Annotated in this window: 15 protein-coding genes; 4 read left to right on the top strand and 11 right to left on the bottom strand. The window is 40.6% G+C overall.

Annotated elements, in window-relative coordinates; translation table 11 throughout:
• Positions 1 to 1,134 precede the first annotated feature (1,134 nt).
• From MUN53_RS00815 to MUN53_RS00805, 3 genes are all read right to left on the bottom strand, one after another.
• Positions 1,135 to 2,796 carry a SusD/RagB family nutrient-binding outer membrane lipoprotein gene (locus MUN53_RS00815; RefSeq protein ID WP_243322995.1) on the bottom strand — a complete coding sequence of 554 codons (1,662 nt, stop codon included), beginning with the start codon at positions 2,794 to 2,796 and terminating at the stop codon, positions 1,135 to 1,137.
• 18 nt (positions 2,797 to 2,814) lie between these two features.
• Positions 2,815 to 5,850: a SusC/RagA family TonB-linked outer membrane protein gene (locus tag MUN53_RS00810; protein ID WP_243322994.1), complete on the bottom strand. Its 3,036-nt coding sequence runs from the start codon at positions 5,848 to 5,850 to the stop codon at positions 2,815 to 2,817.
• A 615-nt stretch (positions 5,851 to 6,465) separates the two neighbouring features.
• A complete protein-coding gene (locus tag MUN53_RS00805; RefSeq protein WP_243322993.1) occupies positions 6,466 to 8,670 on the bottom strand; it encodes a sodium-translocating pyrophosphatase in 2,205 nt (734 codons plus the stop codon).
• A 155-nt stretch (positions 8,671 to 8,825) separates the two neighbouring features.
• Here MUN53_RS00805 and MUN53_RS00800 point away from each other — a divergent pair, with 155 nt between their 5' ends.
• The 3 genes from MUN53_RS00800 to MUN53_RS00790 are packed head-to-tail and all read left to right on the top strand — an operon-like array spanning position 8,826 to position 11,202.
• Positions 8,826 to 9,824, top strand: a complete 999-nt coding sequence (locus MUN53_RS00800) for a hypothetical protein (RefSeq protein ID WP_243322992.1) — start codon at positions 8,826 to 8,828, stop codon at positions 9,822 to 9,824.
• Positions 9,812 to 10,261: a YqaA family protein gene (locus MUN53_RS00795; protein ID WP_022454689.1), complete on the top strand. Its 450-nt coding sequence runs from the start codon at positions 9,812 to 9,814 to the stop codon at positions 10,259 to 10,261. The genes MUN53_RS00800 and MUN53_RS00795 overlap by 13 nt, the downstream gene beginning before the upstream one ends.
• Before the next feature lie 47 nt (positions 10,262 to 10,308).
• A complete protein-coding gene (locus MUN53_RS00790) occupies positions 10,309 to 11,202 on the top strand; it encodes a YitT family protein (protein WP_243322991.1) in 894 nt (297 codons plus the stop codon).
• A 131-nt stretch (positions 11,203 to 11,333) separates the two neighbouring features.
• On the opposite strand, the gene MUN53_RS00785 is transcribed toward MUN53_RS00790, so the two are convergent.
• The 6 genes from MUN53_RS00785 to MUN53_RS00760 all read right to left on the bottom strand — a co-directional run bounded on the left by MUN53_RS00785 (position 11,334) and on the right by MUN53_RS00760 (position 19,308).
• Positions 11,334 to 12,596, bottom strand: a complete 1,263-nt coding sequence (locus MUN53_RS00785) for a hypothetical protein (RefSeq protein ID WP_243322990.1) — start codon at positions 12,594 to 12,596, stop codon at positions 11,334 to 11,336.
• A 3-nt stretch (positions 12,597 to 12,599) separates the two neighbouring features.
• Complete coding sequence (locus MUN53_RS00780) at positions 12,600 to 14,117, bottom strand: TolB family protein (protein ID WP_243322989.1); 1,518 nt, start codon at positions 14,115 to 14,117, stop codon at positions 12,600 to 12,602.
• On the bottom strand, positions 14,117 to 15,634 hold the full coding sequence (locus MUN53_RS00775) for a DUF6057 family protein (protein WP_243322987.1): 1,518 nt from the start codon (positions 15,632 to 15,634) through the stop codon (positions 14,117 to 14,119). The genes MUN53_RS00780 and MUN53_RS00775 overlap by 1 nt, the downstream gene beginning before the upstream one ends.
• A 158-nt stretch (positions 15,635 to 15,792) precedes the next feature.
• On the bottom strand, positions 15,793 to 16,548 hold the full coding sequence (locus MUN53_RS00770) for a succinate dehydrogenase/fumarate reductase iron-sulfur subunit (RefSeq protein WP_022454684.1): 756 nt from the start codon (positions 16,546 to 16,548) through the stop codon (positions 15,793 to 15,795).
• 12 nt (positions 16,549 to 16,560) lie between these two features.
• Positions 16,561 to 18,504 carry a fumarate reductase/succinate dehydrogenase flavoprotein subunit gene (locus tag MUN53_RS00765; RefSeq protein ID WP_022454682.1) on the bottom strand — a complete coding sequence of 648 codons (1,944 nt, stop codon included), beginning with the start codon at positions 18,502 to 18,504 and terminating at the stop codon, positions 16,561 to 16,563.
• Between the two features lie 129 nt (positions 18,505 to 18,633).
• Positions 18,634 to 19,308: a hypothetical protein gene (locus tag MUN53_RS00760; protein WP_022454681.1), complete on the bottom strand. Its 675-nt coding sequence runs from the start codon at positions 19,306 to 19,308 to the stop codon at positions 18,634 to 18,636.
• A 319-nt stretch (positions 19,309 to 19,627) separates the two neighbouring features.
• On the opposite strand from MUN53_RS00760, the gene MUN53_RS00755 reads away from it, so the two are divergent.
• On the top strand, positions 19,628 to 21,211 hold the full coding sequence (locus tag MUN53_RS00755; protein WP_243322986.1) for a glycoside hydrolase family 31 protein: 1,584 nt from the start codon (positions 19,628 to 19,630) through the stop codon (positions 21,209 to 21,211).
• A 226-nt stretch (positions 21,212 to 21,437) separates the two neighbouring features.
• Here the strand turns inward: MUN53_RS00755 and MUN53_RS00750 are convergent, their stop codons facing one another.
• Together MUN53_RS00750 and MUN53_RS00745 are read right to left on the bottom strand one after the other, a co-directional pair.
• Complete coding sequence (locus MUN53_RS00750; RefSeq protein WP_243322983.1) at positions 21,438 to 21,725, bottom strand: DUF3874 domain-containing protein; 288 nt, start codon at positions 21,723 to 21,725, stop codon at positions 21,438 to 21,440.
• A 32-nt stretch (positions 21,726 to 21,757) separates the two neighbouring features.
• A complete protein-coding gene (locus tag MUN53_RS00745; protein WP_243322981.1) occupies positions 21,758 to 22,156 on the bottom strand; it encodes a hypothetical protein in 399 nt (132 codons plus the stop codon).
• Positions 22,157 to 22,447 lie beyond the last annotated feature (291 nt).

The following is a 22,447-nucleotide window of genomic DNA, read 5'->3' as shown; positions in this document are numbered from 1 at the left end:
CCCTTCCGGAAGAAGGAGACGATAACCGTTGGTTTCCATAACTGATAATGATTTGTTGTTCTCAAAGATACGATTTTATCGAATTTACCCCTCATATTTTTACGTTGATCCATTATATGACTGCCTTCAAGAAATGAGTGGATTAACTGATGGTATGAATAGAATATGAGATTATCTAAATTTATCCTTGAAAAGTTTGTTATCTAGAAGTATATTTCTATATTTGCAAAAAGAGTTATGTGAAACTTTTTATTGAAGTTGAAAACCTAGCTATGAAAAAGACCGATTTTGCTAATAAGCCTATAGCTATGATTAGTAAGATTTTTGAAGGTGATTGGTCTTTGGGCTAATCACCTTTTTTTGTATAGCTAGTCCAGTAAATATATATGATTCTTTTTATGATTGTTTATTTCCTGAATGGATAAAAATAAATGAATTTTGCTATAAAAATATTGCGATTTAAAATTTAATTCATATATTTGCAATGTGAAGATGATGACGGTTTAAAATAACCATTTTAACTTGATTACTTGATGAAATATTTTGTTAACCAAATTATTAATAGTGGTTAGTGAAATTGTATTGAAATAATACGCCGATAGTATTGTTTTTATCACGTTGTAAAGATCTTTGATATACTGTGATGTTGATTCATATTATAATAATCAATTTTTATTATATATGTTTGTTGTATGAAAATTTATTTTTATATTTGTAACATAAGATAAGGCCAGTACGTTAACTATGAAATGGTGGCTGTATTCAAGGCCACCATTTATTTAATAGCCTTAGATTCATAAGAACGTTAAATGAATTCTTTATGCTGGTGCTTAGCGAATAAATAATTGGTTATAATGAATTTAGTTTTAAATTGAGTTTATTTATTTTATTATATCAAATCAAGTCCCTGACTATGAAGAGGAAAAGGTTTCGGTGCGTTTTACATGAAATTATAGAAACCTTTTGAGGAGAGCACATTTAATTGTGTTCTCCTTTTTTTATGGCTTAAATTGTATTAGTATTTTGATACATGAATATATTCAGTTTTAGATTACCTTTTAATAAGAAAGGCATGCCAGAATTCCTGACATGCCTTAATGGTTATTGGTATTTTAAGAGTTTAATTCTGTAGAATTAGAAATTACCAACATTTGCTTTATCCCACCAAACTCGAGTTCCTCCAATATCTCCAGTGAATTTTGAGCTTGAATTTTCTTGATTCAGAAGTTCAATGCCTTTTTGTAATTCTGCATTGTTTGTATTGATTTCGTTATCTGAATAAATCAGACGACGAATCTGCTCGTCTGTATCAATTGTTCCATTACTTAAATTAACACGATTAGGGAAGAATTTTGGATAACCTGTACGGCGATATTCAGCCCAACCTTCGCATGAGATAGGGAAGTTTGCAATCCACTTCTGAATAATGATACGTTGTAATTTTTGTTCATTAGAAGCTCCTTCATCCCATTTAACACAAACATCATTTTGAGCTTTAATGCTATTTTGACTGTCGACGGGATCAACGAAATCTTCTTGTAAAGTTGTTCCATTAATATATGCATCAATTTCAGCATCTGAAACGGAAGTAACTCCGGCAAGAACTTCAATGCCTTTATAAGCAACCTCATTTTTGATGGATGTACGGATACCATCTTCATACCATTGTTGAGCAGTACCACCACCCATGTTCCAACCACGAAGAATACCTTCTGCTCTTAAGAAATAACCTTCTGCTGCTTTCATGACAGGGAATGCTGTTGTATAAGAGCAAACGATTTTTGAGAAGTTACCCCATTGATTAGGTTTGGCTGGTAAGTTACAACCTCCACGGATACCTAAATATTTTGTTCCTGATGCGATTGTTGAGCCATCTTCGCAAGTTACGTCTGCTTGGTTTTTGGTTACATATAATGGAAGACGAGGATCGTTATAACCTTCCATGATAGTGATCAAATTAGCATTCATACCAGAGTCACCCCATTCAAACATGCGAGTTTGTTCATTACTGAAACCTTGATTAATCAAGATATCCTGAGTTAATACGCCAGCTTGAGCTGCCTCTTCTGCCTTTTGTTTAGCTAATGTAGGATTGGCTTTTACAATTCGCATAGCCATACGTAACTTTAACTGATTAGCAACCTTGATCCATAAGTCCAGATCACCATTACACCAAAAGTCGAAAGACTGTCTAGACGCTAAATCTGAAGTTGGATTCTGGAAGTTCTTAATTGCTTCATCCAATAAAGCGAACATCGAATTGTAAATGTCTTCCTGTTTGTCATAGTAGAAAGAAGCACCGTTGGTTGGATCTTCAATCGCTGATGTATAAGAAACCGGACCATAAACATCTGTTAGCATCTGAATGGCATAAGCCTGAATGACGCGCATCATACCTGCATAATCAGTAAAACCTTGTTCTTCGCAAGATGTAATCAAGCGACGAGTATTGTTGAAGATATGCAGGTAAACATTCTCGTACATACCTCCACAGAAACCACGATTCAAAGCATAATCGACGTTACCAGAACCATTGAAGTTATGCGGGGTCATGAAGTAACCACTGAACAAGTCTATATTTAAGCTGAAACAATACTGAAATAAGTTTTGTTGTGGGGCATAAACATAAGACATCGGTTCTTGGAACTGAGCAGAGAACGGAAGTGCATCTGGATCCAATTCATACTGGTCTGTATTCAACTCTTCAAAATTATCTGTACAGCCGACGGTCATTACACCTGTTGCCAAAGTCAGAGCTGATACTGCTGTATATTTTAAAAGTTTATTTAGTTTCATACGATATTCCTCAAAGATTTAGAAGTTAAGTTTTAAGTTTAATCCAAAGCTACGAGATGTTGGTAATGCAAACATATCAACACCTTGCCAGCCGTTACCAGTTGCAGCTGCTACATCCGGATCCATCGGGGCATCTTTGTAGAAGAAGAATAAGTTACGGCCAATAATAGACGCATTCAGGTTTTTGCCTGCACCAAACAGGTTACGGAAAGTATAACCGAATGATAATTCACGCAGACGAACGTTAGTTGCGTCATATACATATTGTGATGTCAAGATATTTGAGTTATAACTTGTACCTCCTGTTGTTGAGTAGTAAAGTTGCGGATCAAAAGATACACCGTCAACGACAACTTCTCCGGCATCACGAGCGGCTCCTGAACGTTCTGAAACGCCCCAACCGTCTAATGTTGCTTCTGTCATAGAGAATACTTTACCACCTACTTTGGCATCGATCAAGAAAGATAAAGTGAAATCTTTGTAGTGGAATGTGTTAGTCCATCCCATGTTTACTTTAGCGTTCATATCGCCTACATAAACCAAATCGTCATTATCTGTTCCACCTAAAACAGGAGCACCATTTTCTCCTTTTACAGGAGCACCATTTTCGTCACGTTCAAAGTCACGAACATACAAGTCTCCGAAATGTCCACCTTCTTTCAAGATGATTTTAGCTCCAGTACAGTAACTAGCCAATGTCCATTCAGGTAATTCCTCAGATAATTCGATAATTTTGTTGTTATTGTAAGAGAAATTGAAGTTTGTACTCCAACTGAAGTCATTTGTGAACTGATTGTACCAACCTAAACTAATTTCAAATCCCTGGTTTTCTACGTTACCAGCATTGATATAGCGGTTTCTCAGACCTGTTTCCCATGGAGCTGAGATGTTGAAGTATTGGTTCTTTGTATTTGTCTTATAGTAAGTCAAATTAACATTAAAACGGTTCTGGAAGAATGTTCCATCAAAACCAACTTCCAAAGAATTTGTTTTTTCCGGTTTCAATGTGCGGAATGAAGAACTTTCAGGAGGAGCGATTGAGCCGGCTGTTTCGCCGAAGTTATAAAGTTCATTTGTTACACCGATAGGTACGTCGTTACCTACGATAGAGTAAGTAGCACGTAATTTGAACAAATCTACATTTTGACCGAAATCAACAAACTTGTCTAACAAAGCACTGACACCAAATGAAGGATAGAAGAAGGATACGCCATCTGTAAATGCTAAAGATGAAGACCAGTCGTTACGTCCACTGATATCAACAAATAAACCTTCTTTGTAGCCAAATTGTGCTGTAGCGAATACAGAATTCAAGCGTTTTCTTTCTCTTGAGAATGTTGTTTGTACTGTATAGTAGTTTTTGGGATTGAAAACGTTCGGGAAGTAAGCTCCTGGAGTAACAACACCGTTATTTACTGAGTAAACTTTATCACCCCAACCAATGATTTCTGAACTTGTTCTTTCAGTCTTCTGATAGCTACCACCGGCTGTTACTGACAATGAATAGGTATCATTCCATGTTTTATTGTATTGTGCTAACAAGTCTGCATATGTCTGATCACTGAATGTACGTGTGTCTTTTAATGTTCCCAGCAAGTTACGGTTTGCTGTACTTGAGGCATATTCATTCAATGTCCATTGTTCTTCACCACGTTCATAACGTAAACGACCTGTTACTGATAAGCCTTCGAGGATATCGTATTTAACGCTACCACCAAATTCATAACGGTTACGATCAGTTACCGGTTTCTGACGGTTTAGCATCCAGTATGGATTCGTAAACTGTTCCTGAAGTGTATTGGTCCAGTTGTGTACATTGATATTGCGTGTACCATCATAAATTTCATAGTTATTCTTGTAATAATCCCAATCTTCGCCTCTAGGGAACAGATATGCACCTGTGATTGGGTTACTCAGATAACCGGCAGCAGGCTGGTTTTCGATATGCTGGTTGTTGTAACGAGCAGATACGTCTACATGGACTTTTTTCCATAAGTTAAAGCCAACCTTTGCCATCAAGTTGTGACTCATATAATCATTTTCTGGTACGATACCATTTGATGACACGTTTGCGTAAGAAAAGTAAGAAGAGATATTTTCATTTCCACCAGATAAGGCGATAGAGTTGTTGGTTGTATAACCCGGCTGATAGAATTCTTTCGCATAATTAGGAGCCGGAGACGCCAATTTATCACCCCAACTGAATGTACCTTCGTTACTTACACCATATGTATTTTGGAATTTCGGTAATACCATTGGCGTTTCAACAGTTGTATTACTTGATACATTGATGGAAACTTTTCCTGATTGTGCTGATTTTGTTGTGATCATGATGGCACCGTTGGCTGCAACTGCACCATACAAAGCGGCTGCTGATGCACCTTTCAACAAGGTAATCTGGGCGATATCATCAGGGTTAATGGTTGACATGGCATCACCACCATCACGTTCACCACCATAAGCCATGGTTGTTTGAGCTGTAGAGACGTTCATCATCATAGGAACACCATCTACAACGATCAACGGTTGGTTACTACCACTAATTGACTTATTACCGCGGAACAGGATCTTTGAAGAACCACCGGCACCTGTTGAGTTCGGAGTAATCTGTAAACCTGCACTCTTACCTTGTAAGGAGTTGATCATGTTTACGTTCTTGATTTCATTCAAATCTTTACCACCTACGGTTTGTGCTGAATAAGTCAGGGTCTTAGATTCACGCTTAATACCCATGGCTGTTACAACCACTTCTTCCAGCGCTTCTGAATCAGAAGACATCTCTACATTAATTGTAGAACGGCCGTTAATGGATTCTTCAACGGTTTTCATACTAACATACGAAAATACAAGTGTACCGTTCCCTTCTACATCGATGGTATAATTACCATCCATATCAGTAACAGTTCCTGTTGTAGTACCTTTTAGAAGTACATTTACGCCAATCAGCGGTTCTTTTAAATCTTTATCTGTAACTGTACCGCTAATCGTTCGCTTTTGTGCATAACCTACTATGCACAAAAAGAATGTCATAAATAGGATAATTGACTTTCTCATGAAAAATCGATTTTTGGAGTTAAATAAATGTTTTAAATTTTTTGTTTTAAGATGAATCAGATGGATATAATAATCCATACGCGTTAAATCTTTTTCTACTACATAGGCATTTCGTTTAAAAACGGTTAATATATATGAGTTCTTTTCTCTTTATTTTGTTAGATATAAGACAAAGGTATGAATTTTTTATGACATTAGGTAATATTTTGTTTGTAAAAATTTAAGAATATCTTTAAATCAGAATTTGATTTTTAATAAAATGAAAGAAAATCCTGGTAAATAAAAAGCTTTTAAAAATAGATTTGACGATATATGGGGGTAAATAGTAACTCTATGGCCTGGTTAAGTATGAATTTGCTAGTATGGATAAATATTTATTTGATCTATTATAACATGATGAATGCTATTTTCGGAAGAGTGATTCTTGAAATAATTAGTTTATGGTTTTATAAATTTAAAATCTTTACTATTATTCTTTAATCCACGTTGTGGATTACTTAGTTCACGGCGTGAACTAAAGAATTTCCAGTGAGAGAATGAAGTTTTATTGATGAGAAATAAAAAAACCGTTCGGATTCCGGACGGTTTTTTAAACTGCATATATAAATATGTATATCAGAACAAACTCCAGGTGACGGTCAGGCCTGCCATGACGATAGCAACCATGCTCATGAGTTTGATGAGAATATTCAGACTCGGACCGGATGTGTCTTTAAAAGGATCGCCTACGGTATCACCTACGACGGTTGCTTTATGTACTTCTCCTCCTTTGCCGCCGAAGTTTCCTTCTTCGACGTATTTCTTGGCATTGTCCCAGGCGCCTCCGGCGTTGGCCATGAAGATAGCTAATACGAATCCGGATGACAAGCCACCAATCAGCAGGCCAATGACTCCGGGGACTCCAAAGAAGATTCCGGTCAGGATAGGAGCGGCAATAGCCAGTAATGAAGGAAATACCATTTCTTTTTGGGCTCCTTGAGTGGAAATTTGTACACATCGGGCGTAGTCGGGTTCGGCTTTCCCGTCAAGAATACCTTTGATTTCACGGAACTGACGGCGTACTTCTTCTACCATGTGGGCTGCGGCGCGACCTACGGCATTCATCGTCAGTCCGCAGAAAAGAAAGGCCATCATACTTCCGATAAAGATGCCTGATAGGACTTTCGGATTCATCAGGGTAACATCATAATAAATCATGAAGTCGGTAAAGCTGGCTTTGTCCACGGCTACTTGTAGTCCGTTGGGTAATTCCAAAAGGCTTGTCCCGATGCGGCTGAGCCCGATACGTATTTCTTCAATATAGGATGCCAGCAACGCTAATCCGGTTAAGGCTGCCGAACCGATGGCAAAGCCTTTACCTGTAGCGGCAGTTGTGTTGCCTAACGAGTCGAGTGCGTCGGTTCGTTTGCGGACATCTTTCCCGAGTCCGCTCATTTCAGCATTACCACCGGCATTGTCGGCGATTGGTCCATAGGCATCTGTTGCTAAAGTAATACCTAAGGTAGAAAGCATGCCGACGGCAGCGATACCGATTCCGTATAATCCCATTCCGATATTGGCAAAATCGAATCCTGAAGCCAGCCAATAAGAAAGAATGATACCGGCAACAACAGCCAATACCGGAATTGTGGTCGAAATCATACCTAATCCGATACCGGAAATGATCACAGTGGCTGGCCCTGTTTTCCCGCTTTCCGACAAACGTTGAGTCGGTTTATAGGACTGCGAGGTGTAATATTCGGTAGATCGGCCGATAATGATACCGACAATCAATCCAACGACAACGGCACACGAGATCTCAATCCAGTTTTCCAAGCCTAATGCCCAAAGGATTGTAAAAGTGGCAACTACGATCAGGGCAGAACTGAGATTTGTCCCGACAGCCAAGGCATTGAGTAATTCTTTCATTCCGGCATTTTCTTTCGTCTTCACCGAGAAAATACCGATAATCGACAAGATAATACCAACGGCAGCGATCAACATCGGAGCAATTACCGCCTTGAATTGCATTTCCGTATTTCCGGAACCGATAAATGCGGCTGCTCCTAAAGCCGATGTTGCCAAAATCGAACCACAATACGATTCATACAAGTCTGCACCCATTCCGGCTACATCTCCTACGTTATCACCTACATTATCGGCAATAGTTGCCGGATTTCGCGGGTCATCTTCCGGAATGCCTGCTTCTACTTTACCTACCAAATCAGCTCCAACATCGGCAGCTTTGGTATAAATACCACCACCCACACGTGCAAACAAGGCTTGTGTTGAGGCTCCCATACCGAAAGTCAGCATGGTTGTTGTAATGATACACAGTTTAGCTGTAGGATTCATGGCGTCTGCAGGAATCAGATTTTCCAGTAACAGATACCAGAAAGAAATGTCGAATAAACCTAATCCGACAACGACCAATCCCATAACGGCTCCGCTACGGAAGGCAACCCGTAACCCTTTGTTCAATGAATCTCTGGCCGCATTGGCAGTTCGGGCCGAAGCATAGGTGGCTGTTTTCATTCCTAAGAACCCGGAAAGTCCGGAGAAGAAACCTCCCGTCAGAAAAGCTATTGGCACCCAATGATTCTGTAGGTTAAATCCATAGGCCATTATCGAAAAGAGAATGACCAGACCCAAGAAGACCATGCCGACAATCTTGTATTGTTGCTTCAGATAAGACATGGCGCCCTGCCGGACATGCGATGCAATCTTCTGCATGGCAGGGGTTCCTTCACTTTCACGCATCATTTGCTTGTAGAAGTACCAAGCCAGTACGAGTGCCAGAATTGATGAGAATGGCACAATCCAGAATAGTGATGATTCCATAACGGGTAGATTTTAATTGTTATGAGCCTAAAGATAACGATTTTATTTGTAATAGAAAAGGGATGAAGGTGAAAAACAGTGCTCTATTTTCCGGAATAATCAGGAGAAAAATCCCTACCTTTGTCCGGTTTTTAGCTGAAGAGTACAAAGAAGTTATGCTTTATTCCAGTCGTCAGAATATTTTAACGACCCCGTTTACCGTTTTCTATCTGCTGATAGGTTGTATTGTCTGCTGGATAGCGTGTTATATCACTTCTACGGGTTATCCGGTGTATGGTGAAGTGACAGCGCCCCCGTTGTGGAATCTGATCTGTCAATATTTACCGGGTAAATGGGGAACATACGCCATCGGTTTTCTCTTGATGTTAGGTGGAGCTTTTATGATTCATCGAGCTAATTATGTATTGATGCTGATCCGGGAGAAGACCTTGTTGCCAGTTCTCTTCTATATTTTACTGATCAGTACCAATAAGGACTTTCTGCCTTTGAAATCAACTTCATTTGGTGTATTTTTCCTGATTTTGGCTATTTATTATCTGTTTACTTCCTATCATGATCCTAATAACAAGCGGAATGTGTTTAATGCAACGTTCGTGATAGCAATTGGAAGTTTGTTGTGGATTCATATCTGCTGGTTCCTGCCACTCTTTTGGTATGGAATGTATAAATTCCGGACACTGACATTGCAAACCTTCTTAGCAAGCCTGATGGGTTTGGCAGTAGTGTATTGGTTCGTCGGGTTTTACTGTTTATGGCAACAGAACTTTGATATGTTTACCATTCCGTTTGATTCCCTTTATAAAGTTCGTCCGTTGAGCATCAAAGGAAATGGTTGGCAGGATTGGCTGGCGATTGGCTATATGATTGCTCTTGTGGCAATAGCATCATTCAATATTCTGGCCCATGAGTATGAGGATAATCTGCGGACTCGTCAGTTCTTGTCTTTCCTGATTTTGTTGGCTATTTCATCTTTTGCTCTTTATTTTCTATACGAGCAATCATCGGAAGAGTATCTTCAGATTGCCTGTTTCCCGTCTTCTATCCTGATTGCCCACTTCTTTACGGTGGTACGGAATAAATATGTCTATTGGATGTTTCACGCATCTGTGGTTGTTCTTATCTTATTATTGTTGTTGCGAATATGGAGTTTTTAATAGATTACGGTTATATCGGCGTATTCATTGCCGCTTTTCTGGCAGCCACAGTTTTGCCTTTCAGCAGTGAGGTTGTATTGACGGGTGTTCTGTTGGCGGGTTCATCTTATTGGCCTTGTATGATAGCTGCTACCTTGGGAAATTTCTTGGGCGGAATGAGTTGTTATTGGCTGGGAATGCTGGGAAAGATAGAATGGATAGAAAAATATCTGAAGCTTGATGCTCAAAAGGTTTATAAAGTGCAGAATTGGATCAAAGACAAGGGTTCGTGGATGGGATTTTTTGTCTTTCTTCCAGGTATTGGTGATTTTATTGCTGTCGCTTTAGGCTTTTTGAGAGCAAATATCTGGATTGTGGCGATCTCGATGTTTTTAGGAAAAGCCATACGTTACTGGATCTGGATGGAGTTTGTATTTAAAGTCCAATCTCTTATCTGAAATACTGAAGAAAATAGTAATTTTGTGCCCATAATTTATCTTTGGAGATGAACGCTAATATTTCTAATTTAACTAACAAGCAAGTATTGTTCCGTGAGGCAAAGGACTATGTGATGATTGCCTTGGGAATGATTTTGTACGGCATTGGATGGACCATTTTCCTTTTGCCGAATGATATTACAACCGGCGGTGTTCCGGGTATTGCTTCTATTGTGTTCTTTGCAACCAAATTACCGGTTCAGTACACTTATTTTGCAATCAATGCGTTTTTGTTATTGTTGGCCTTAAAGATTCTCGGATTTAAGTTCTGTGTCAAGACAATTTACGCAGTTTTTGTCCTAACGTTCTTTTTGTCGGCTTTACAGGGGTTGGTCGGAGAAGTTCATATTCTGCAAGATCAGCCTTTTATGGCGTGTGTCTTAGGAGCTTCTTTTTGTGGTAGTGGCATTGGTATTGCTTTTTCGGCAAATGGTAGTTCGGGTGGAACCGATATCATTGCTGCCATTATCAACAAGTATCGGGATGTTTCGCTGGGCCGAGTCGTCATGGCTTGTGATATGATTATCATTACTTCCAGTTATTTCGTATTGCAGGATTGGGAAAAGGTCGTTTATGGTTATGTGACGTTGTATGTCTGTAGCTTTGTGCTTGATCAGATAGTAAATAGTGCACATCAGTCCGTACAGTTCTTTATTATTTCCAAACATTATAAAGAAATCGGAGAACATATCAATAAGGATATGCATCGCGGTGTGACAGTATTGGATGGAACAGGACTTTATACCGGTAATGGGGTGAAAATGATGTTTGTCTTGGCAAAGAAACGTGAATCGACAGCTATTTTCCGTCTGATTAAAGATATTGATCCAGATGCTTTTGTTTCGCAGAGCACAGTTATCGGTGTCTATGGAAAAGGTTTTGATCATATTAAGGTAAAATAAAAACGACAGGTCGCTGTCTTTTTTCTTTTGTGGGCCTTCGAAATGATTTCGATGGCCTTTTTTTATTGCATAAGGCTTTCGAAATCATTTCAAGGTTTAAAGGTGTTTGTTTGGGGATTTGAATATCAGTATTATCTGACCTTATCAGATGCCCAGATTGCTTTTATGGTTTCTTCCTGGTTATATCCGTAAGGAGACTGTGCACTTCGGGTATTGGCCCGATAGGTATTTCCTGTTTTGTTTGGACAACAGCTACCACGAATACCAGGCATTTCAATATGACCATCCGGATCCGTCTTCTTCATCCATTGCCAGACATACTGTAACCATTCATTCCGATACTTTTCCGGTTGTTTGGCAAACCAGGATATTTCGTCCCAACCCCACGGGAAATAAGACGTAGTGTCTGCTACATTTACAGGTTCTTCTTTCCCGTAATTATCAATCTCAACTAAATAGGGCAGATGCTCGCACGACCAACCTGAAGGCGTCTGACAACCCATGCTCTTCTTATAGAGAGCATCTAAGTGATTGACTCGTAGTTCTGCGGGTTGTATATCTCCTTCTTTCCAAGGAGTAGCTGTTGGAAGAGCACAGATACGCATCGGGAATGAATTGAAATCAATCAGGCTTTTCCCATTAGTCACCATACCTCCTTTGGGCGTGTGTGCATCCAGAATCACCCATTGCCGGCGGGCATGCTGGGCAGCGAAGGAACGGATTTTGTCAATCAGTGTAATCCAGTGTGTCCGGTCAGGATCATTCATGCCCATCAGTTCAATTTGTCCTAAATGAAAGGCTTCACAACCGATACGGATATAAGAACAAGCCAGGAAATAGAACCATAATTGTGTTTCCTGCCGGCTGATATCCGGCACACTTCCTCCCGTATGCCAGTGATCCACATATTTCCCTTGCAGGTTCAGCATATCTTCATACCTGAAATTCCTTTTCTCAGGTTTCAGTCCGTAACTATCAAATACCCATTCCGGGATTTCAATCTGGCTGACTTCAGTAGAAATAGCTTCGAACAGACAGGCTTGAAATACCAGATCCGGATCATCTGCGTGCATTCTTTGGATGATCTGTTCTGCTTTCGTCCAGAAAGTAGGGTCTTTTAATATCTGTTCGTTTTCCCACAGGAGAATGGAACGTCCCAAGAATTTGGCTCCGATATTCTGTATCATGCGGATATCGTCGTTGAGTTGTTCTTCTCCTTGATTGGGTACCAGTAAGTTCGTGACTGTTATGGAACGATCCAGGTAATTTTCCAGTACTTCTTTTTGAATACCGTTTTTATCGAATGAATAAGGTGAAGTTGATTCTCCTTGTGCCTGTCCGGCAAAAGATACGAGAATCCAAATCAAAAGTAGTGAGAATCGTTTTTGAATCATATATCAATCGTTTTTATAAGTAATAGGACTTCCTTTCGTCTGATAAATAGTTTGTTGGAACTGCTGAGGAGATATCTGTACCTGATCTCGAGTCAGTTCTGGCACATTGTAACTTTTGAGTCGCTTCATATTATGTTCCGGATCTTGTTGGGGCAGAATAAAAGCTTTGCAGGCTTTTCCTTTTGGATTGAAATAAGTTATGTAAAGTCGGGTATAAGAACCGTCATCACGTCTGGAACTGAAGACGATCCATCGGCCGTTACTACTCCAGCAATGATAACTGTCTGCATCTGTGCTGTTGGCTTCTTGCAGCGGATAGACAGAGTCTGCTTCCAAATCTTTTATATAGAGGTCTGCGCTTTTATGCCAGATATGGAATTGTCCGTAGGATCCGGCTGTAAATAACAGATAACGTCCGTCTGGACTAATCCGGGGAACGGAGGCACTGATTCCAATAGAATCGCAGTTGATTTCGGTAACTTCTTCTCCGAAACTTTGATCGGAGGGCTGGAATGTCCGACTGACAATATTATAACGTAGGGTATTGAAGTCTTTTGGACGAACAGTGCCCATAGATTGATGGTCATAAAGACTGCCTACGCAATAATAGATTTTATCACCGGTTGGCGACCAACAGGGGAATGTTTCGAGTAGACTGTCTGTGTGACAGACATATTTCACTTCCTTCTGATTGGCATCATAGAAGAGCAGGTCGGAAGCCATATCAATTACTTCTACCTTTTCTTCATTCAAGATATGGAAGGCTTGTCCTGTCTTGTTGGATGAAAACAGGATCCAGTTTTGTGTCGGATGCCAAGCTGGATAGACTGCTCCGAATGGGATGGAATCATGCTGGAAGTTGATTTTCTCTATAGTCTTACCTTGAGCAAGGATGGTTCCACTATGGTTCGTACGAACGTGAAACAGCATCTTCTGGGTACTATAATTCTGGTAATTATGGCAGTTGATGCAATGATTATCTTCGTAATCGAATGTCCGGTTATTCTCATAGATCACTTCTTCCTGGAAGTTCGTGAGGTTACGCTGATATAAGCCCAGTTGGCGATAGTAGGAATAACCGGGCTCGATCAACCGATAGGAGACGAACGGATCAATCTCTTCTTCGGCCACATGCCAGGTAAAAGGTTGGAAACGTAGCCATTTCTTTTCCGTATAAGTATAGACCTGTATTTGTATCTCTTTTCCTCGGGAAACACTTAAAAGAGATTTCCATTGTTCTACATTGAATTGTAATGTTGATCCGTGCGAAGTAGAGGCCGACAGTTTCTTTCCTTCACTGGAAGTCAATACGGCTACAAACTTCTCACCTGGTGTACGGACCAGAAAGTTCAACGGAGCGATATTGGGTGGAATGATAATATCTTTATAATCCGGATAAATAGATGCGGGTTGTCCCACTTCTGTAAAGTTAGCAGGCTCGTCTGTCTTAGAGGAACATGCTGTCTGCATTCCGATGATGACGTACATGAGTACGGAAAGTATATAAGGTATTGTTTTCATCAGTTTACTCCTCCTTTCATCAGTATTTGGTATCGTTTCATCTGTTCTTCATCTATTTTATTCTGGCAGAAATAATAGAACGGGTAGAAATGACCGTATTCTTCCTGTAGTTGAGGAATCAGTTCATCGGCCACTTTCCCGTCTTTGACATATTGAGAGAGGAAGTTTTCGACTTGTTGGATTGTGCTCGGACGAATCTGGAACTGTGACAACAGATTCGTTGTTCGTTCTTTTTGCAGATAAGTATATAGAACAACAGCCTGCTCTACTATGAGCGGAAGCTCCTTCCCTTTGTAAGGACGCGTTCGATTCACCACTTCATCTAATAATTTGGTATATAAGCATGCCGCCATGGATACATCAAATGTTTGCTGATTACGGATATGATTTCCAGTAATAGGATATCCGATGAATAAAGGTGAGCGATATGATTGTTCAAAGCTGTCGTTCGTTGGTTTGAGTGCCAGTATGCGATTGAAGAAAGGTTGTTCCAAGATGACTTTGGGATTGGCTACCAAAGGCATGTATTTCCGTACAAAGTCGGATTCAAAAGGAACTTGCTGTAACAGGTAAAGATATTTGTTGGCAAGAGCATATTCTTCGTTCAGTAAGGAACAGAAAAAGAGTAGCTTGAGCGTGTAACAACTGGGTCCGTCGATAACCATGCGTTCCATTGCTTGGTGATAAGCCGTATTCACTAAGCCGGAAGAAAGGCAACAGTCGCTAAGGTACAGATCTGTTCCGTCGTCGGGTAATCCACCTCGATTGATTAAGCCTAAGTCAGGATATTGATAAGGTATATCGAGCAGATTATTTAATAAACGTCCGGTTTGTAACAAGGCGATGGCATGATAGGCAGCAACATTTCTGGTGGGTTGTTTTGCCTGTTTGGCTTGTTGAATCATTTTATCCCAATTTTGTTCCTGATATGCACGTTGCATGGAGGCGGTTATCCTTTCGTTCTCTTTTCCCGTCCAAGTATAGAGATAAAGTCCTAGAAACAAAACACCACAAATTCCTTGTCCCCATCGGGAAGAAGAAACCGGTTGCGAAGGTTTTCCGGAAATAAAGTGGAAAGCTATCGATACCAGGGCTGCCAGTATAAAAACAGCGAGTGGCCATAAAAAGACTACTGATGGTTCTTGTTGGTAATACAGGTTTTGTCCTTTCAGGATGAGATACCACAACACCAGGATGGAAGGAAGAAGAGAAATCCATTCCCATTTACCTTGAAGTGCGAAACTCTTTCTGACGAGGCAGACTGTTCCGGTGAGCAAAACCGACATCAGAAATCCTCCAATCCAAGGTTCATGATAGGAGAGTAACAAAAGGCGACCGAACCAATAGAGTTTTCCTCCTGGCTGGTCGAGTATGAACTCCATGATTTGTTGGTCGAAAGCAAACAAACTGTATTGTTCGGCCATATAAAATACATCACCATAAAGAATGGCTGCAAAAATCCAGAATCCGATGAAGGCAATGACCGGAGTGGAACTCAAGATTGTTTTGATTTTCATCCTTTTCATGTAATTAGATCTAGTCTTTTAAAAGCAGTTTAAAGGTAAGATATTCCTCGAAGGAATGTACAGCCGGCACGGCTGTTTTGCAACATAAAAAAGCGACCTGCCCAATTGGACAAGTCGCTTCGATGAAGTTATTAAAAGTTCTTATGTGATTAGTCTTTCAATTTAGCCTTCAAGAACTCACGGTTCAAACGAGCGATGTTGCTAACAGAGATGTTCTTCGGACATTCCATTTCGCAAGCACGCGTGTTTGTACAGTTACCGAAGCCCAGTTCATCCATTTTGGCAACCATAGCTTTTGCACGGCGAGCTGCTTCAACACGACCCTGAGGCAATAATGCCAACTGGCTGACTTTGGCTGAAACGAACAACATAGCTGAACCATTCTTACAAGCTGCTGCACAAGCACCACAACCGATACAAGCTGCTGCATCCATAGCTAAATCTGCATCTTTCTTAGGAATAGGAATTGCATTAGCATCAGGAACACCACCTGTATTAACTGATACGAAACCTCCGGCCTGCATGATTTTATCATAGGCAGTACGGTCAACCATCAAGTCGCGGATAACCGGGAAACCAGCTGAACGCCACGGTTCGATAGTGATTGTTTCGCCATCGTGGAAACGACGCATGTACAACTGGCAAGTAGTAGCACCTGTTGCCGGTCCGTGCGGATGACCGTTTACATACAGAGAGCACATACCGCAGATACCTTCACGACAGTCGTGATCGAACACGATCGGTTCTTTACCTTCATTGATCAAACGCTCGTTCAAAATGTCCAACATTTCCAGGAAAGAGACACTCTGATTGATCTTATCTATTTGGTAAGTCTCGAACTGTCCTTTTTCCTTCGGACCTCTTTGACGCCAAACTTTAAGCGTTACTTTTATATCTTTATCCATAGTGTTTTCTAATTATTTTTTGTAATTACGTGTTTGCGGAACTACGAATTCATAGTTCAAATCTTCTTTCAGCATAACCGGATCTTTATCTTCTCCTTGATATTCCCAGCAAGCAACATACATGAACTTATCATCATGACGCAAAGCTTCGCCTTCTTCAGTCTGATGTTCTGTACGGAAGTGACCACCACAAGATTCTGCACGATTCAATGCATCGTGAGCCATCAATGTACCGATTTCAATGAAGTCAGCCAAACGTAAAGCTTTTTCCAATTCAACATTCTGATCATCACCTGAACCCGGGATATATACATTGCTCCAGAATTCTTTCTTCAGGTCTTTCAACATGTTGATTGCTTCCAACAAACCTTTTTCGTCACGAGCCATACCGATGTGTTCCCACATGATGTGACCTAACTTACGGTGGATAGTATCAACTGTTTCTTTACCCTTGATGTTCATCAATTTTTGGATACGAGCTTTGATTGCGTTTTCTGCTTCAACAAATTCCGGCAGATCTGTGCTGAAACGCGGAACCTGAATCTGGTCAGACAAGTAGTTTTGGATGGTGTATGGCAATACGAAATAACCATCAGCCAAACCTTGCATCAACGCAGAAGCACCCAAACGGTTTGCTCCGTGGTCAGAGAAGTTAGCTTCACCAATAGCGAATAAGCCCGGAATTGAAGTCTGCAATTCATAGTCAACCCACAGACCACCCATTGAATAGTGCAATGCCGGGTAAATCATCATCGGAGTTTCATATGGATTATCGTTGGTAATTTCTTCGTACATATCGAACAAGTTACCATATTTCTGCTTAACAACTTCCTTACCTAAGCGGTTGATAGCATCAGAGAAGTCCAGGAATACAGCTAAACCAGTGTTGTTTACACCATATCCTGCGTCGCAACGTTCTTTAGCGGCACGTGAAGCAACGTCACGCGGAACCAAGTTACCGAATGCCGGATAACGACGTTCCAAATAGTAGTCACGGTCTTCTTCCGGAATATCTTTACCTTTCTTGGTACCTGCCTGTAATGCTTTGGCGTCTTCCAGTTTCTTCGGAACCCAGATACGACCATCATTACGTAATGATTCAGACATCAATGTCAATTTTGACTGATAGTCACCTTTTACAGGAATACAAGTCGGGTGAATCTGAACCATACAAGGATTAGCAAAATAAGCACCTTTCTTATAGCACTGCCATGCAGCTGAACCATTTGATGCCATCGCGTTAGTTGACAAGAAGAATGTATTTACATAACCTCCAGTTGCAACAACAACAGCGTGAGCAGCATAACGTTCAATTTTACCGGTGATCAGGTTACGGGTAATGATACCACGAGCGCGACCGTCAACCAAAACAACGTCCAACATTTCGTGGCGAGTGTACATTTTTACTTTACCTTTACCAATCTGACGGCTCAATGCAGAATAAGCGCCTAACAATAACTGCTGACCGGTCTGACCGCGGGCATAGAACGTACGGGATACCTGAGCACCACCGAATGAACGGTTATCCAACAAACCTCCGTATTCACGAGCGAAAGGTACACCTTGAGCTACACACTGGTCGATGATGTTATTTGATACTTCAGCCAAACGATATACGTTAGCTTCACGAGCACGATAGTCACCACCTTTGATTGTATCGTAGAACAAACGGTAAACAGAGTCACCATCATTCTGATAGTTCTTAGCAGCATTGATACCACCCTGTGCTGCGATTGAGTGAGCACGACGAGGTGAGTCCTGAATACAGAAGTTCAATACATTGAATCCCATTTCTGCTAAAGAAGCTGCTGCAGAAGCACCGGCCAAACCTGTACCTACTACGATAATGTCCAGACGACGCTTGTTAGCGGGGTTCACCAATTTCTGGTGATCTTTATAATTTTTCCACTTGTCAGCCAACGGGCCTTGAGGGATTTTAGAATTTATTTCAGCCATATTGTTTTTAGTTTTTTAAGTTTGTTAGTTTCTTAGTTTTTAAGTCATTTTGTTTTTGAGCCTGTTCGTTTTGAATGTTTGATTCCAAACTCATAAACTTATAAACTTATAAACCTATAAACTCAAAATTTACGCTCCTACACCATTCAGGTAGAATACAATAGTAATAATCGCGAACAAACCGCAGATGATTGTTGCTACCCATTTAGAAATGCATTCCCAACGGCTCAACCATACAGTGTTGTTCCAGCCTAATGTGTGGATTGCTGACCAGAAACCGTGAGTCAGGTGGAACCATAATGCAGCAAACCATACCAGATATAATACTGTGTTTACAATATTACCCTGGAAGTAGAAGTTGATGAATGCAGCACCGTCCTGAGGATGGATGTCTCCATGAATACCAGCTAATTCTGCAAACATCATGTTGTACCAAAACTGTGTGAAGTGAAGGATCATAAACAGAATTACGATCAAGCCCAGTACGAACATGTTCTGTGATGCCCATTCAACGCCTTTCGGACGAGAATTCAGTGCATAACGGTCGTTACCACGAGCTTTTCGGTTCTGCAATGTCAAAATCACTGCATACACGAAGTGAACTACTACACCTGCAGCCAGAACGAGTGTTCCTACGATGGCATACCAGTTACTTCCCAGCAAACCGCAAATCGTGTTATACGCTTCGCCTGAGAATACTGCCGCTACGTTCATCGACAGGTGGAACAATAAAAACAGAATTAGGAAGAGACCTGATATACTCATTATCAGTTTCCTCCCGATAGAAGAATTAAGTAACCACATAAGATAATAATTTAAGTTATTTAATTGTGTATAAAAATCACACTTATATAGCATTTAATTATGCAAAGGTAGTTTAATTCCATGGATCAACCAACAAGATTAAATAAATATTTCTGTAATAATTCGTCCCCCTCCGGGGAAAAATAGTTGAATCGTAACGAAAAGAGTTCTGTTTTGAAGAGAATCTTTTATACTATAATATGTGATGCTGAAAAATGCATTGCGCGAAATGGGCGGTTATGAGGCTGATGAGGAAATAGATTAAGGAAGAAAATGTATCTTTGTACGCAAAATAGTATTGATTTTAGATGAATTGCGTATGAGAAGTAAAGTGGTTATATTTTTGTTGCTGATAAGTCATTTCATAGGAGCTCAGCAAGTGACGGAGATCAAATCGTTGGATGGTGAGTATTGGTGGGGTGGCGTAACGGCCTTAGGCTCAAAGATGCCTTACATACAGCCGATGGAATCTTTTGATCTTTCTTCTCAGAATAATAATAACCAGGTTGTTCCGCTATTGGTCTCTAGTAAGGGACGGTATGTCTGGAGCGATTATCCATTTACGTTTTCAGTTACGGAACAGGGTATCCGGATTGATTCCAAATACGAACAGGTAAAGGTACAAGAGGCGGGCCGATCTTTGCGGGATGCTTATTTGGATGCTTGTCGTCAGCACTTTGCCCCCAGTGGTCAGTTACCGGATACTTTGTTTTTTACGAAGCCCCAATACAATACATGGATCGAACTGATGTATAATCAGAACCAGGCGGATGTGTTGGATTATGCACGGCAGATCAGCAAACAGGATTTTCCGGGTGGAGTAGTGATGATTGATGATAACTGGCAGAAGTATTACGGAAACTTCGAGTTTAAGCCGGATCGTTTCCCGTCGCCTAAAAGCATGGTGGAAGAGTTGCATGCAATGGGTTTTAAGGTAATGCTGTGGGTTTGTCCGTTTGTTTCTGCTGATAGTCCGGAGTTCCGCGAACTGGAGAAGAAGAAATACCTTTTGAGATGGCAGAATGGAGAAACAGCGATGATCCATTGGTGGAACGGTTATAGTGCCTGTTATGATCTGACGAATCCGGAGGCAAGGGATTATTTTATCTCTCAGTTGAAGAAGATGCAGGACGTTTATCAGATTGATGGCTTCAAATTTGATGCGGGTGACAATGGCTTCTACAGCCATGCGGAACTGAAAGCCTGGAAGTCGGATGCCATTTCTGTCGATCATACCCGGGCTTGGGCGGAAATCGGGTTGCATTTTCCTTTTAACGAGTATCGTGCCTGTTGGCAGATGGGCGGTCAGCCGCTGGTACAGCGTTTGGGCGATAAAGATTATTCCTGGGATGCGGTTCGTCTGTTAATTCCGGAAATGATAGCTGCCGGTTTGAACGGGTATGCGTATGCCTGTCCGGATCTGATCGGAGGCGGACAGTTTGCTTCGTTCTTGGGCATTGATCCTAACCGCTTCGATCAGGAACTGATTATCCGCTCGGCGCAGATTCATGCCATGATGCCGATGATGCAATTCTCGGTCGCTCCATGGCGGATATTGAACCCGGAAAATCTTTCGATTGTTCGCGAAGCGGCTCGCCTTCATGTTCGTATGGCTTCCTATATTATCCGGCAGGCCCGTCATGCAGCTGCCACCGGCGAACCAATTGTCCGGCATCTTGCCTACGAATTCCCAGATCAGGGCTTTGAAACCTGCAAGGATCAATTTATGCTGGGAGACAAATACCTGGTGGCGCCGATGGTAGAAAAAGGAAACAGCCGGGTTGTCAGATTGCCGAAAGGACGATGGAAGGATGACTTGGGAAAGATTCACAAAGGGGGAAAGTCGATCACAATCGATGTTCCGCTGAATCGTTTGCCTTATTATGAAAGATTGTGTGATTAAAATAAGAAGCCTCTGTTTCTTTTATAGTTTTGTATAAGAACAGAGGTTTATTTGTTTACAAACAATCGTCCTTATAAGAATAATTATAAAGTGAACGAAAATGTATATATAATCTCCCAATATAACAGAAATGATATATATTATCTCCTAAAACCTCCCTTTTCCCCATATCCTAAATTTCAAACAGGGGTTCACACATCCCTCTATATGGATAATATTCAATGAATTATTGTGAAGGGTGTGAAACTACCCTATATAAATTGCCATAACGGGTATGGATGCGTTCTATACCGATGGCCGATAGGGTTTGTGCCAAACGTTGGACGGATATGTTGCGCATTGACTCCGGACTTTTCTGTTTCAGTCGGCGGTAGATTTCTGCTGCGGAATACGTCTCGACGGATTCCCCGGGAAGAGGTTTGTGATAGTAGCGGTTGAAGACATCTTCTTCGGCAGAGATCCGATAAAAGGATTGGTTGACTTTTTTCCAGGCAGCTTCTTCTTCCTTGTTCATCCAATATCGTTCACCTTGGTCCAGCAGCGTTTTCAGTTGGGCATATAGCTGGGCGTAATCAATGAGAGATAGGAGGGAATTTGAAAGGAATAGACAAAACGGCTGACATCCCGGTCCCAACAGTTGATCCCTTGTTTCTTGGCTTCCAGGCACAATGTATTCATTCCCCGTTGGTCGATACGGATAAAATCATCGTGCGTATTCCGTTTGCGAAATTCAGTACAGTCTTTCAACTGATTATAACGGAACTCATAATTTTCAGTCAGAAAAGTTTCCAATGAGAATAATACTTCATCCGGATTTTCATTTCGACCAGACAACAGAGGGGGCTTCTGTTTTACCGCTTTATCCATCTCACCAAAACATATTTTTCTGATCCATGCAGACCACTGATTCCAATAGTTTCTTACATTCATTTTCTGTGTTTTCATATTCGCTTATTTTTTGTTTTGAGACAAAAATAAGCCTATACACTTATGATTTGCAAATAAATATACAAGAATCTAATCTATTGAAAAACAGATGTAAATTAATGTAAATCTCGTGTAAAACTCATGAAAAAACAGTTGTATATTATTTGATTCACCAATGTGATGCAATCAATTCATATTGGTAAATTAATCAAATCATATTTGTGAATTAATTAATTCACATTAGTGAATCAATTAATAAATAAGATATAAATAAGAAACATTCGTTAGAAAAATATGAGTTTTCTTTGA

The organism is Parabacteroides faecalis (assembly GCF_022809355.1).
Taxonomy (GTDB): domain Bacteria; phylum Bacteroidota; class Bacteroidia; order Bacteroidales; family Tannerellaceae; genus Parabacteroides; species Parabacteroides faecalis.
The sequence above is the reverse complement of the archived record's forward strand: the minus strand, read 5'-3'. Positions and strand labels throughout refer to the sequence as shown.

Bases quoted from the DNA above. Each gene is read 5' to 3' on its own strand.
- MUN53_RS00785 (WP_243322990.1), bottom strand. From the start codon at position 12,596: ATGATTCAAAAACGATTCTCACTACTTTTGATTTGGATTCTCGTATCT.
- MUN53_RS00750 (WP_243322983.1), bottom strand. From the start codon at position 21,725: ATGAACAAGGAAGAAGAAGCTGCCTGGAAAAAAGTCAACCAATCCTTT.
- MUN53_RS00775 (WP_243322987.1), bottom strand. From the start codon at position 15,634: ATGAAAATCAAAACAATCTTGAGTTCCACTCCGGTCATTGCCTTCATC.
- MUN53_RS00765 (WP_022454682.1), bottom strand. From the start codon at position 18,504: ATGGCTGAAATAAATTCTAAAATCCCTCAAGGCCCGTTGGCTGACAAG.
- MUN53_RS00810 (WP_243322994.1), bottom strand. From the start codon at position 5,850: ATGAGAAAGTCAATTATCCTATTTATGACATTCTTTTTGTGCATAGTA.
- MUN53_RS00805 (WP_243322993.1), bottom strand. From the start codon at position 8,670: ATGGAATCATCACTATTCTGGATTGTGCCATTCTCATCAATTCTGGCA.
- MUN53_RS00770 (WP_022454684.1), bottom strand. From the start codon at position 16,548: ATGGATAAAGATATAAAAGTAACGCTTAAAGTTTGGCGTCAAAGAGGT.
- MUN53_RS00800 (WP_243322992.1), top strand. From the start codon at position 8,826: ATGCTTTATTCCAGTCGTCAGAATATTTTAACGACCCCGTTTACCGTT.
- MUN53_RS00795 (WP_022454689.1), top strand. From the start codon at position 9,812: ATGGAGTTTTTAATAGATTACGGTTATATCGGCGTATTCATTGCCGCT.
- MUN53_RS00760 (WP_022454681.1), bottom strand. From the start codon at position 19,308: ATGTGGTTACTTAATTCTTCTATCGGGAGGAAACTGATAATGAGTATA.
- MUN53_RS00780 (WP_243322989.1), bottom strand. From the start codon at position 14,117: ATGAAAACAATACCTTATATACTTTCCGTACTCATGTACGTCATCATC.
- MUN53_RS00745 (WP_243322981.1), bottom strand. From the start codon at position 22,156: ATGAAAACACAGAAAATGAATGTAAGAAACTATTGGAATCAGTGGTCT.
- MUN53_RS00815 (WP_243322995.1), bottom strand. From the start codon at position 2,796: ATGAAACTAAATAAACTTTTAAAATATACAGCAGTATCAGCTCTGACT.
- MUN53_RS00790 (WP_243322991.1), top strand. From the start codon at position 10,309: ATGAACGCTAATATTTCTAATTTAACTAACAAGCAAGTATTGTTCCGT.
- MUN53_RS00755 (WP_243322986.1), top strand. From the start codon at position 19,628: ATGAGAAGTAAAGTGGTTATATTTTTGTTGCTGATAAGTCATTTCATA.